Origin of the sequence: Tranquillimonas alkanivorans, assembly GCF_900115595.1 — a bacterium.
Taxonomy (GTDB): domain Bacteria; phylum Pseudomonadota; class Alphaproteobacteria; order Rhodobacterales; family Rhodobacteraceae; genus Tranquillimonas; species Tranquillimonas alkanivorans.
The window spans coordinates 228,609-240,537 of the sequence record NZ_FOXA01000005.1 but is presented as its reverse complement, the minus strand read 5'-3'; the positions used below and the strand labels follow the sequence as shown (position 1 = coordinate 240,537).

At 67.8% G+C, this 11,929-nt stretch carries 11 protein-coding genes, 1 tRNA gene and 1 rRNA gene; 6 read left to right on the top strand and 7 right to left on the bottom strand.

All coding sequences use genetic code 11. The features are described 5' to 3' along the window. Window positions 1-111, bottom strand: a 16S ribosomal RNA gene (locus BM162_RS08935); the annotation flags it as partial. Between the two features lie 822 nt (window positions 112-933). Here BM162_RS08935 and BM162_RS08930 point away from each other — a divergent pair. Beyond that, window positions 934-1,428, top strand: coding sequence for a fasciclin domain-containing protein (locus tag BM162_RS08930; protein WP_093420596.1), 495 nt, complete (start codon window positions 934-936; stop codon window positions 1,426-1,428). Between the two features lie 93 nt (window positions 1,429-1,521). Here the strand turns inward: BM162_RS08930 and clpB are convergent, their stop codons facing one another. Then, complete coding sequence (gene clpB / locus BM162_RS08925) at window positions 1,522-4,140, bottom strand: ATP-dependent chaperone ClpB (RefSeq protein WP_093420593.1); 2,619 nt, start codon at window positions 4,138-4,140, stop codon at window positions 1,522-1,524. 184 nt (window positions 4,141-4,324) lie between these two features. Between clpB and BM162_RS08920 the strand changes: the two genes are divergently transcribed. After that, window positions 4,325-4,561, top strand: a complete 237-nt coding sequence (locus BM162_RS08920) for a hypothetical protein (RefSeq protein ID WP_093420591.1) — start codon at window positions 4,325-4,327, stop codon at window positions 4,559-4,561. Between the two features lie 186 nt (window positions 4,562-4,747). On the opposite strand, the gene BM162_RS08915 is transcribed toward BM162_RS08920, so the two are convergent. After that, on the bottom strand, window positions 4,748-5,326 hold the full coding sequence (locus tag BM162_RS08915; protein ID WP_093420588.1) for a hypothetical protein: 579 nt from the start codon (window positions 5,324-5,326) through the stop codon (window positions 4,748-4,750). A gap of 119 nt (window positions 5,327-5,445) precedes the next feature. Here BM162_RS08915 and pyrF point away from each other — a divergent pair, with 119 nt between their 5' ends. After that, window positions 5,446-6,141, top strand: coding sequence for an orotidine-5'-phosphate decarboxylase (gene pyrF, locus BM162_RS08910; RefSeq protein WP_093420585.1), 696 nt, complete (start codon window positions 5,446-5,448; stop codon window positions 6,139-6,141). Here the strand turns inward: pyrF and BM162_RS08905 are convergent. Further along, window positions 6,117-6,557 carry an NUDIX hydrolase gene (locus BM162_RS08905; protein ID WP_093420583.1) on the bottom strand — a complete coding sequence of 147 codons (441 nt, stop codon included), beginning with the start codon at window positions 6,555-6,557 and terminating at the stop codon, window positions 6,117-6,119. The genes pyrF and BM162_RS08905 overlap by 25 nt on opposite strands. A 53-nt stretch (window positions 6,558-6,610) precedes the next feature. Between BM162_RS08905 and BM162_RS08900 the strand changes: the two genes are divergently transcribed. Further along, the gene (locus BM162_RS08900) at window positions 6,611-7,864 is read left to right on the top strand and encodes a DNA polymerase IV (RefSeq protein ID WP_093420579.1); all 1,254 of its coding nucleotides are present in this window, start codon (window positions 6,611-6,613) and stop codon (window positions 7,862-7,864) included. 65 nt (window positions 7,865-7,929) lie between these two features. On the opposite strand, the gene BM162_RS08895 is transcribed toward BM162_RS08900, so the two are convergent. Further along, the gene (locus BM162_RS08895; protein ID WP_093420576.1) at window positions 7,930-8,790 is read right to left on the bottom strand and encodes an N-formylglutamate amidohydrolase; all 861 of its coding nucleotides are present in this window, start codon (window positions 8,788-8,790) and stop codon (window positions 7,930-7,932) included. 150 nt (window positions 8,791-8,940) lie between these two features. Between BM162_RS08895 and BM162_RS08890 the strand changes: the two genes are divergently transcribed. Together BM162_RS08890 and ykgO are read left to right on the top strand one after the other, a co-directional pair. After that, window positions 8,941-9,015: transfer RNA gene (locus BM162_RS08890), tRNA-Val, on the top strand. 74 nt (window positions 9,016-9,089) lie between these two features. Further along, the gene (ykgO, locus tag BM162_RS08885; RefSeq protein ID WP_068338904.1) at window positions 9,090-9,215 is read left to right on the top strand and encodes a type B 50S ribosomal protein L36; all 126 of its coding nucleotides are present in this window, start codon (window positions 9,090-9,092) and stop codon (window positions 9,213-9,215) included. A 141-nt stretch (window positions 9,216-9,356) separates the two neighbouring features. Here the strand turns inward: ykgO and BM162_RS08880 are convergent, their stop codons facing one another. Together BM162_RS08880 and BM162_RS08875 are read right to left on the bottom strand one after the other, a co-directional pair. After that, entirely contained in the window at window positions 9,357-10,991 is a 1,635-nt protein-coding gene (locus BM162_RS08880; protein WP_143096124.1) for a peptidoglycan-binding domain-containing protein, read from the bottom strand. 126 nt (window positions 10,992-11,117) lie between these two features. After that, entirely contained in the window at window positions 11,118-11,762 is a 645-nt protein-coding gene (locus BM162_RS08875; RefSeq protein ID WP_093420571.1) for a hypothetical protein, read from the bottom strand. Window positions 11,763-11,929: the final 167 nt, after the last annotated feature.

The following is an 11,929-nucleotide window of genomic DNA, read 5'->3' as shown; positions in this document are numbered from 1 at the left end:
TCCCACGCGTTACTCACCCGTCCGCCGCTAAGCCCGAAGGCTTCGCTCGACTTGCATGTGTTAGGCCTGCCGCCAGCGTTCGTTCTGAGCCAGGATCAAACTCTCAAGTTGAAACGCCCTTGCGAGCGTATCCTTGACAGTCGAACCTCTGCACATCATCCCGGCCGGCTAGGACCGGGATAGTCTCTGTCTGACTGTGCTCCGTTCCTCCGAAGAGAACCGAAACCTCACTCAAGACAGTGAAGCTGACACTTCCATCATCGGCCGAAGCCTAGGAAGCCGATATACAGAGCGTCGATCCATCGATCTGGACCAAACCGCCCGCATATCTCTTCAGTCACCAGCGATGTCAAAGAGCACGAGAGACAAAACCGACCGACTGCGCCCTAACTCGTCCGGCGCGCCCGCCTGCCCCATCTCCCGAAAATCCGCCTCGTCTGCAGCCCGCTCCCGCGTCGCCGCCCCGTCTGACGCCCGCCAGCGCCTCAGCGCCGCCGGTGAGGGGCTATTTACGGATCACACCCACACCCCGCAAGCGCTTTCTGGCGAAAAACACCAACTTTTTGCGAAACGACAGATCGTGACCGTTGAGTGCCCTCCTCTGGAAATTTTCGGAAGCTGGCCACAGGGGAAGGTCGCAAGCTTCTTCCCGAGGCCTGAGCCGGCACTGGGCACGAACTGCGCCGGAGCCGCGATGCCCCCCGGAATCAGGCGGCTCGAACCAGCCCGAGGCTCCACCCTCGCTCACGCGCGATCACACGCTCCAACGCAGCCGTGACTGGAAAGGCAAAGTCGACGCGGCTTAGGCCTTCGGCTGTTTACGTCAAGGAAATCTTTGCGGCCTCGGCGCCGGATCCCGGTCATCCGCCACGCCTCTCCCGCCGTAGCACACTGCGATGTCGATCAACGGCATTCTTCAAAAGGGAGACACACATGATCCGCAGAACGTTCATCGCACTCACCGCCGCGACCGCCATGGCTACACCGGTGCTGGCCGCCGAGCACAGCATGGACGGCATGGACATCGTCGACACCGCCGTGGAGGCAGGCAACTTCACGACGCTCGCCACGGCCCTGGAAGCGGCCGGGCTGGTCGAGACACTGAAGGGTGAAGGCCCGTTCACTGTCTTCGCGCCGACGGACGCCGCCTTCGAGGCGCTGCCGGAGGGGACCGTCGAGGGTCTGCTTGAAGATACGGACCAGCTGACGTCGATCCTGACCTACCACGTGGTGCCGGGCAGCGTGATGTCTGGCGACCTGAGCGACGGCATGACGGCCGAGACCGTCAACGGCGAGCCGATCGAGATCAGCATCGACGGCGACACCGTGATGGTGAACGGCGCGACCGTCACCACCGCCGACATCGAGGCGTCGAACGGCGTCATCCACGTGATCGACTCGGTGCTGATGCCCGGGGAGTCGATGTAAAACGCATTCGGCGGGCTGCTCGGCCCTCCGATCCTTATTAGAAATAAAAAGGGGCCCCGCCGATCGGCGGGGCCCTTCCTGTACGGGGCTGGCTCAGTGCAGCACCGCATCTTGTGGCGGGCGCCGGTTCGACGGCGCCACGTGGTCGCCAACGATCAGCCCGTCGGCCCCGGCCTTCACCTGCACCGTGTCGCCGTCGCCGACATCGCCGGCCAACAGCATCTCGGCCAGCTCGTCCTGCAGCGCGCGCTGAATCACGCGCTTGAGCGGGCGGGCGCCGAAGACCGGGTCGTAGCCCTCGTCGGCCAGCCACTTCTTCGCCGCATCGGCGAGTTCGAGCGTGATCTTGCGCCCGGCCAGCCGCTTTTGCAGGCGGGCGAGCTGGATATCGACGATCCCCGCCATGTCCTCGCGGTGGAGGCGGTCGAAGATTATCGTCTCGTCCAGCCGGTTCAGGAACTCGGGCCGGAAATGCGCCCGCACGGCGTCCATCACGTCACGCTTGGCCTGCGAGGCATCCGCCCCCTCGGGCAATTGCGACAGCGCCTGCGACCCGAGGTTCGAGGTCAGCACGATCAGCGTCTGCTTGAAGTCGACATGGTGACCCTGACCGTCGGTCAGCATCCCGTCGTCGAGCACCTGCAGCAGGACGTTGAACACGTCCGGGTGCGCCTTCTCGACCTCGTCGAACAGCACGACCTGGTAGGGCCGCCGGCGCACGGCCTCGGTCAGCACGCCGCCTTCGTCATAGCCGACATAGCCCGGAGGCGCACCGATCAGGCGGGCGACGGAGTGCTTCTCCATGAACTCGCTCATGTCGATGCGCACCATTGCGCTGTCGTCGTCGAACAGGAACTCGGCCAGCGCCTTGGTCAGTTCTGTCTTGCCGACGCCGGTGGGGCCGAGGAACAGGAACGAGCCCAGCGGACGGTTCTCGTCGTTGAGCCCCGCACGCGCCCGGCGCACGGCGTTGGCCACGGCGGTGACGGCCGTATTCTGCCCGACGACCCGCTTGTGCAGGCCCTCTTCCATGCGCAAGAGCTTCTCGCGCTCACCCTCGAGCATCTTGGACATCGGGATGCCGGTCCACCGCTCGACCACGCTCGCGATCTGCTCGGGGCGCACGGCCTCCTCGACCATCACGCCGTCGTCCTCGCGCGCCTCGGCCTCGCCCAGCTGCTTCTCGAGCTGCGGGATGATGCCATAGGACAGCTCCCCGGCCTTCGCGAGGTTGCCCTCGCGCTTGGCGATCTCGAGGTCCGCGCGGGCGCGGTCCAGCTGCTCCTTCAGCTCGCGGGCCGAGTTCAGCTTGTCGCGCTCGGCCTGCCACTTGGCGGTCATCTCGGCCGACTGCTCCTGCAGGTCCGACAGCTCTTTTTCAAGCTTCTCGAGCCGGTCCTTCGACGCCTGGTCCTCTTCCTTGCGCAGCGCCTCGGCCTCGATCTGCTTTTGCAGGATGTCGCGGTCGAGCGCGTCCAGCGCCTCGGGCTTCGAGTCGACCTCCATGCGCAGGCGGCTCGCCGCCTCGTCCACCAGGTCGATTGCCTTGTCCGGCAGGAAGCGGTCGGTGATGTAGCGATGCGAGAGCGTCGCGGCCGACACCAGCGCCGAGTCCGAGATCCGAACGCCGTGGTGCAGTTCGTACTTCTCTTTCAGGCCGCGCAGGATCGAGACCGTGTCTTCGACCGTCGGCTCGTCGACCACGAGCGGCTGGAACCTCCGCGCCAAGGCCGCGTCCTTCTCGACGTACTTGCGGTACTCATCGAGCGTGGTCGCGCCCACGCAGTGCAGCTCACCCCGCGCCAGGGCCGGCTTGATCAGGTTGGCTGCGTCCATCGCGCCGTCCGTCTTGCCCGCGCCCACGAGCGTGTGCATCTCGTCGATGAACAGGATGATCTCGCCCGCCGCGGCGGTGATCTCGTTGAGGACGGCCTTCAGACGCTCTTCGAATTCGCCGCGATACTTCGCGCCCGCGATCAGCGCGCCCATGTCGAGCGCCATGAGCTTCTTGTTGCGCAGGCTCTCGGGCACGTCGCCGTTGACGATGCGCAAGGCGAGGCCCTCGGCGATGGCCGTCTTGCCGACGCCGGGTTCGCCGATCAGCACCGGGTTGTTCTTCGTCCGGCGGCTGAGCACCTGCATGGTGCGGCGGATCTCGTCGTCGCGGCCGATGATCGGGTCGATCTTGCCCTGCTCGGCGGCCTCGGTCAGGTCACGCGCGTACTTCTTCAGCGCATCATACCCTTCCTCGGCGCTGGCCGTGTCGGCTGTCCGACCCTTGCGCAGATCGTTGATGGCGGCGTTCAGCGCCTGGGCGTTGACCGCGCCCGCGTCCAGCGCATCCTTGGCCTTCGACCGAACCATGGCGAGCGCCGTCAGGATGCGCTCGACCGGAACGAAGCTGTCGCCGGCCTTCTTTGCCAGCTTCTCGGCCTCGTCCAGAACCTTCGCGGTCTGCCCGTCCAGGTAAACCTGCCCGGCATCGCCCGAGACCTTCGGCATCTTCGCGAGCGACACGTCCACTGCCTCGACCACTCGCTCGGGCGATCCGCCCGCGCGCTTGATGAGGTTAGACGCGAGCCCCTGCTCGTCGTCCATCAGCGCCTTGAGGATGTGTTCGGGAGCGAGCCTTTGGTGGCTCTCGCGCAGTGCGATGGTCTGCGCGGCCTGAATAAACCCGCGCGACCGCTCGGTGAACTTCTCCAAGTTCATCGTCTTCTCCTTTTACAAGCGCCCGGATGTGCGGGACCTGCTCGGCAGCGTCCCAGGGTCGGGCCTTCGCGACTCCAGATGGTAAGCGCCGCGTCGGCGTTCAAGCTTCCGAGAGCGGGAAGATCGTGATGAAACTTATCCACAACAGCGGCTGTTGACGTGCCAAGCATTTAAGGAGGCAGGCATGTTCATCCTCGACAGCGAAATCACCCACGCCCGCCGCGACCGGGACTTCGGCCGCGTCGAAGCGGAAGTCGCGCTGCTGGCCAAGACGCGCTCGGGCCAGCCGCCGCATGCCATACGGCTGCGCACGAACGTGCCCGCTCGCGGCTCTGAATCCTTGCGCGTCCGCATCCTTCGGGACGCGGCGCGCCTGGCCCGCCGGCTCCCTCAGGGCCGCACCCTGCGCCTCGCTGCCTGAGGCGCGCATCACTCACTGAACCGGCGGGTCCAAGCCCGCCCTGCACAAAACGACGCCTGCCGACGGAAACGCCGGCGGGCGTTTTCTGTATTTGTCGCCCGCGCACGCGCGCGAGCGGGTGGGCGCCCCCGAAACGCGAACAGGCGACCCGAAGGCCGCCCGTTCCTGCGAAGGTTCGTCGTGAAATCACTCGGGCGTCAGCGGAGCCTCATCGCGGCCTTCCGGGCCGGAGTCCGTAGGCACGAACGGGTCGGCACCACCGTCCGGGTCGATCGGCGCGCCGTCGTTCGGATCGACGACCAGCTCGTTCGTCTCGGGCGTACCTCCGCCCTCTTCGTCGAGGGTCGGGCCGTCATCCTCCTCGAGCAGGAATTCCTCCTCGGCGCCCTCGATGGCGGGATCGTCAGCTGACGGAATGACCTCCTCGGTCTCCTCGATGAACGTCTCTTCCTCCTCGGCTGGCACGTCCTCGATGACCTCCTGCGCCGGAATCTGGTCTTCGCCCGGCGCGGCGGGCTCCACGTCGTCCAGTTCGTCGGTCGCACCACCGATCAGCGGGTCCGCGGGCTCTTCGGGCACGGTTCCGGCCCCGGTGGGCCGATCCTGCACGATTTCGCCCGTGGTTTCGGGTTCGCTTTCCGGCGTCTCGCCGATCACGACGAAATAGATCGCGATGGCACCGACGACGAGCACGAGCGCGATCAGGAACGGCCCCAGCGGCGTCTTACCCTTCTTGCGCTTGTCCGAAGGATCGAATCCAGCCATCGTCCAACTCCTTTTTAGGTTCATCTGGCCAACAAGGCGCCAAGGCGCAGGTTCCAAGGCGCTTGCCCGCCGCGTCAGGATGCGGCAGGGACGTGCGGACTGAGCCGGGGAGACCGAAGATGACCGATGACCGCCTGATCGTGGCCCTCGATGTGGCCGATGCGCTGACCGGCCTGGAACTGACGCGCCAGATCGGAGACGCGGCAAGCTTCTACAAGATCGGGCTGGGGATGCTGACCGGCGGCGGCCTGGCGCTGGCCAACGAACTCAAGACCGAGCACGGCAAGCGCATCTTCCTGGACATGAAACTGTTCGACATCGGTGCGACGGTCGAGGCGGCGGTGCGTGGGCTGGCGCAGTTCGACCTCGACTTCCTGACCGTGCACGGCGACCCCCACGTCGTGCGCGCCGCGCGCGAGGGCGCGGGCGGATCGCAGACGAAGATCCTGGCGGTGACCATCCTGACCTCGCTCGACCGCGACGACCTCGACGCCTGCCTGATCCGCGAGGGCAAGGTCGCCGATCTCGTGCTCGACCGCGCCGCCGCGGCGTTCGAGGCCGGGGCGCACGGCGTCATCGCCTCTCCGCAGGAAGCCGCCGCGATCCGCGCCCTGCCCGAGGCCGAGGGCAAATTGATCGTCACCCCCGGCGTCCGCCCCGCCGGTGCGTCCCTCGGCGATCAGAAGCGCGTGGCTACGCCCGCCCGCGCCATTGCCGACGGCGCGGACCACATCGTGGTCGGCCGACCCGTCTGGCAGGCGGACGATCCGCACGCGGCCGCACAAGCCATTCAGAACGAACTGCGCGGCGCCTGAGCGCGCCCGACCTCGTCAAGGTAAACGGCGAGCCGCGCCTTCAGGTGCGGCACGGCGTTCGGCATCCCGAGGAAGCGGTCGAGCGGCATCAGCTCCCACCGCTGCCCCTCGTCGCCCAGACGCAGTTCCGAGACGGCAAGGTCCGGCATCTCGGCCACGAACAGCCATTGCCGCAGTCCCTCAGGCCGGTCGAACGCCCGGCCCCAGACGACTGCCGATTCCGGCACGCGCAGGCCAACTTCCTCTTCCGTCTCCCGAAGGGCGCAGGCCAGCGGCGCCTCGCCGCCCTCGCGCCCGCCGCCGGGCAGGTCCCAATGGCCGGGGTAGACGATGCCGGGGATGTCGTCGCGCAGCAGCGTCACGACAGACGAGCCGCACAAGATCGCGAGCTTCGCGCCGTCGAAGGTCTCTGTCATCCGCACCGCCCCCGGATTACAATGAAGCCCGATCCGGAATCCCCAGCACGTCCATGCCCGCCCTCTGCCGAGACTGCCTGAGCACCTTCGACGCCGGCCGGCGCTGCCCCGCCTGCCGCAGCCCGCGCGTGCTGTCGCATCCGGAGCTTTTCGATCTATCGGTCGCGCACATGGACTGCGACGCGTTCTACGCCTCGGTCGAGAAGCGCGACAACCCCGAGCTGCGCGACAAGCCGGTCATCATCGGAGGCGGCCGGCGCGGCGTCGTCTCGACCGCCTGCTACATCGCCCGCATCAAGGGCGTCCGCTCGGCCATGCCAATGTTCCAGGCGCTGCGGCTGTGCCCAGAGGCCGTCGTCGTGAAGGGACGAATGGAGGTTTACGTCGAAGTCTCCCGCCAGGTCCGCGCGATGATGGACGAGCTGACGCCGGTGGTCGAGCCGCTTTCGCTCGACGAGGCGTTCATGGACCTGTCGGGCACGGCCCGGCTGCACGGCGCATCGCCCGCCGTCATGCTGGCCCGGCTGGTGCGCCGGATGCAGGACGAACTGGGGATCACCGGCTCGATCGGCCTGTCGCACAACAAGTTCCTCGCCAAGGTCGCCTCGGACCTCGACAAGCCGCGCGGCTTTTCGATCATCGGACGGGCCGAGACGGCAGAGTTCCTGCGCGACAAGCCCGTGAGCCTGATCTGGGGCGTGGGACACACCAGCCAAGCGGCGCTGGACCGCGCGGGTATCCGCACCTTCGACGACCTGCTGCGTTGGGAGAAGCGCGACCTGGTGCACCGCTTCGGCACGATGGGCGAACGCCTGTGGCACCTCGCGCGGGGCGAGGACAAGCGCCGCGTCTCGGCCCACGCGCCGGTGAAGGGCATCTCGAACGAGACCACGTTCCACGAGGACACGGCCGATCCCGACATCCTCGACGGGCATGTCTGGCGGCTGGCCGAGAAGGTGTCGGACCGGGCAAAGGCCAAGGGCATCGCCGGGCGCGTGGTGACGCTGAAGCTCAAGCGCGCGAACCACACGCTGCTGACCCGCCGCCACGCACTGCGCGAGCCCACGCAGATGGCCGACCGCATCTACCGCACGGCGCGCACGCTCTTCGCTCACGCCGGCGACAGGGGGCCATTCCGCCTGCTGGGCGTCGGCCTGTCCGAGCTGTGCCCGGCCGAGGCCGCCGACCTCTCCGGCGACCTTCTGGACCCCGACGCCGCCCGCCGCGCCGGGGCGGAACGTGCCGCCGACGCCATCCGCGCCCGGTTCGGGCACGACGCGATCCTGAAAGGCCGGGCACTGAGGTAACGTGACGCGTTCGCAGGACGCGCCGGGCGCACCTCGGTCCCGCATCGCTCCTCGGGCGGCGGCGCTTACTCCGCAGCCAGCGGCATGTCGGCCGCGCCGAGCGACACCAAGTCGACCACAATCTCGTCCATCAGCCGCTTGAAGGCCGGGAAATCGGCGCTTGGTGAAATCGCGCGCTCGTCCATGTAAAGCGCCCGGTCGATCTCGATCTGCACAGCGTGCTGACGCCGTGCCGGCCGCCCGTAGTGCTGCGTGACATAGGCACCCGCGAAGGGCGCGTTTCGCACGACCGTCAGGCCCGCCCCGACGAAGGCGGCCTCGATCCGGTCCACCACCTCAAGCCCGGCCGCCGCCCCGAAGCGGTCGCCCAGCACCACGTCGGGCCGCCGACTGGCGGGAGTGCCGATGCTTTCGATCGCCTCGTGCGGCATCGAATGGCAGTCGATCAGGATCGCCTCGCCGAACTGAAGGAACGCCTCGTCCAGAAGACCCTGTAACGCCGCGTGGTAGGGCCGCCAGACATCCCGGATCCGACCCCGCGCCTCGTCGAGCGTGATCTTGCCGCGATAGATCGCGCGCCCGTTGGCCACAACGCGCGGCACCACGCCAAGCCCAGAGGTCACGCGCGGATTGTGCGCGTTGCGCCGAACGCCGTCGATCAAGGCCGGGTCCAGTTCTTCCGACGCGCGGTTTAGATCCACGAAGGCACGCGGCGCAGTCGCCGCCAAAAGCGGCGCACCGACGCTGGGCGCAGAATCGAACAGGATGTCGACGAAAGCATCCTCCGACGACCGAATCGCGCGCTCGTCCAGAACGGTCTGCCGCATCAGCGATTCCGGGTACGTGCGCCCCGAATGAGGCGAAGCGAAAATCACGCTCGTGGTCCGCGCGTCGGGCATGAACAGACGGTAAGGTGCCTTGGGCATGCGCGCTCCTCCTGCAGGGCGGACTATAGGCTGAAAGAATAGAGCGCCAAAAGCCCTTGAACCCCCCGCCGACTCCTTTTATAGGACCGCGGACTGGCGCGGAAAGCTCCGCGTCTTGTTCGTTAACGGGCTCGGGCAACCGGGTTCACAGGGCGGTTAGCTCAGCGGTAGAGCACTACGTTGACATCGTAGGGGTCACTGGTTCGATCCCAGTACCGCCCACCATCAACCGGCCGGATATTCCGGTCACGGGGCAACCACAAAGGCGCGATCAGCGCCGCGACATGAGGAGAGGACGCATGAAAGTCCGCAACTCGCTCCGCTCGCTGAAGAACCGCCACCGCGATTGCCGCGTGGTGCGGCGCAAGGGCCGCGTCTACGTCATCAACAAGACGCAGCGCAAGTTCAAGGCCCGCCAAGGCTGAGATACCGCTTCAGTAAAGCGAAAAAGGGCCGCCCGATCGTTTCGGGCGGCCCTTTTCTTTTGTTCGCGTCCCTGACCGGCTGCCCGGCGCGGACGTAAGTCGCGACGGGGCAGCTCCCCGCCCCGCCACCAAGAGTCCGAGTCAGTCGAGAATCGACCGGATGCTGTCGGCCAGAAGCCGCACCACCGTCGGTTCGTTCAGGAAGCCGGACACCGGAAGCCCCGCGCGGTCCTGGTACCGCCGCACCGCCCGGCGGGTGTCGTCGGTGAACTCTCCGTCCACGGGCCCGGGCTCAAGCCCCAGCGCCTGAAGCCGTTGCTCCACCGCACGGCGGGTGAACATGTTCAGCCCAAGCTGGCCCTCGGCCTCCCGCGCCTGCGCGTCCTCGGCCGCTCTCGCCTGCCGGCCCCGCAGAACGGCAAGCTGCGCTTCCGCCTCGTTCACGAACGCTCCCTGCGGGAACTGCGTGAGATACGACCTGTATGCCTCGGCCGTGTTGACCTCGCGCGCGTCGAGCCAGGCCGCCCTGTCGGCCGCCGCAGCATCCTGGCGCTTGCGCTCCTCGATCGTGTCAAGCCGCGCCCGCGCCTGCTCGGCGTAAAGCCCGTCCGGAAAGCGATCGAGGTAACGCCGCAGCCCGGCCTCTCCGCCGTCCGCGCCGCTGGCCTGCCAAAAGGCGCGATCCTGCCGCTCCTGTTCCTGTCGACGCGCCTCGGCCTCGCGCTCGAGCTCGGCGGCCCGCACCTCGGCCTGGCTCGCCAACGCCTGAAGCTGGGGCCGTGTCAGATAGGATGTCCCTTCGAAGTCGTTGCGCACCTGCCAGTCGCTGATCGCCCCGCGCGTGCCCGGCCCGAAGATGCCGTCGATCCCGCGCGTGTTGTATCCCAGAAGCACGAGATCGCGCTGTATTTGGCGCCGCTCGTCTCGGGTAAGGTTCAGCGCCTCCTCGGTCTCCTGCGCCCGCCGCTCCGGCGCCCCCTCGATGAAGTCGATGGCCGCGCGCGCCTCTTGGGCGTACCGCCCGCGCGGATACCGGTCGAGGTAAAGCTCGTAGGCGTCCACCGTGTCGAGATCCTGCGCCACATCCCACAGCGTCGCCTCGGCGCTGCGCCCGTCATCCGCCGTCAGGAAAGGCGCGCGGGTCGAAGGCTCGCCGACGGCGGTCAGGCCGTCGCGCCGGTCTACCAACCCCGCGACCGAAATGTCGTCGTCGTCTAGCCTCTCGAGCAGCCGCGCCACCGCGCGCGGATCGCCGGTGACGACGGTGACAGCCTCCGGCGGCGCGATCGGCCCCAAGCCCGGCGAAAGGTAGGGGTCGTCGGCTGCGCCGCGTACATCCTCGGTCGCCAGCGCCAGCAGGGCCGGTCCCTCGGCCCGGTCGAGCACAGCCATCACCACCGACAGCGGCAGCGCGACCCGCGGCACCTCCAGCAACCCCGCGTCCCCGCCGTCGACAGGCAGGAAGTAGGTGTCGTGGCCGGTAGTAAGGAACCGGCCGGACAGGGCCACCACGACGCCGTCGCTCGCCGGTGCCATCTGCACGAACTCCGCGCTAAGCCTTTGCAGGCGCTCTGCCGTGGCGTCGCGCCCCGTCAGCACGGTGACGCCCGCCGATTCGAGCGCCGCGGCACCCGTCAGCGGAAGCGTGCCGCGGTCGAGGTCGGGCAGCCCCTCGTACTCCTCGTTCCCCACGATCAGCGCGATGTCCGCGGCACTCGCCGGAAGGCCCAGCGCCACGGCCAGACCAACGCTGCCCAGCAATCTCCGAAAATCCATGTTTCCTCCGATCTGTCACCTCGTCGCGGCGCACGCGCCGCACATGCCACTTTTACTCCGGCCAAGCTGGCCGGCCTGCCCCAAGAAAAGCAATGTCGCGCCCCCGTTATCGAATGCCACAAGGACTTAGCCCGCCACGCGACGCACCTCCTCCGCCGGTCCGTCCAGCGCAGCCCGCGTCAGAGCCGCCACAAGCCGCGCCATCCGCTCCGGCGAGCCGGCCAGGCCGGCAAGCCGCTTCGCGTCCTTCGGCAGTCCCAGCTCGGCAGCCGCGTCCAGCGCCGGGCCGCCCGCCTGCGGATGAAGCTCGGTCCAGACCATTTGCGCCTCACGGCAGAAGATCTCGGCCCCGACCTTGCCGATGCCCTTGAACCCGGTCAACGCGTCGGCGATGGCCTGGGGGTCGGCGGCCTCCTCCCGCAGACGGCGCAGATCGCCGTCATACCGCTCCTTCGCCAGATCCGCGGCTGCGTGGATGTAATCGGCGCCCTGGGTGTCATAGCGGGCATAGCCGTTCTCGTTGAGCACCTTGATCCGCCGGCTTCGCTCGGAGCCGAGGATGCCCTCAACGGTATGCAGCTTCTCGCGCTTGAGCGCCGCCGCTGCGCGCACGGCATTCGCGTGCCCGATACGAGACGACATCAGTATCGCGCCCACAAGCCAGTGAAACCACTGCGCCGGCTGGTCGCGGGCGATGTCCGCGCCCATCTCCACGTTGAAAAGCCGCCCCTGCGCCTCAATCACCGCGTCGGCCACGTCCTTCTGCGCCATGTCCTCCTCCGGCTCGTCCAAGGAAGAACGCCCAAGGTCGCCCGCGCGGTTCCCTCCCCGCACGCGGCACCCATCTCTGGTCCCGAAATATCCCCGCCGGAGGCACCGCGCCGGGCTTAGCCCGGCGCAACGAAGGGCGTGCGCCGAAGGCGCTCCTTTTGACAACG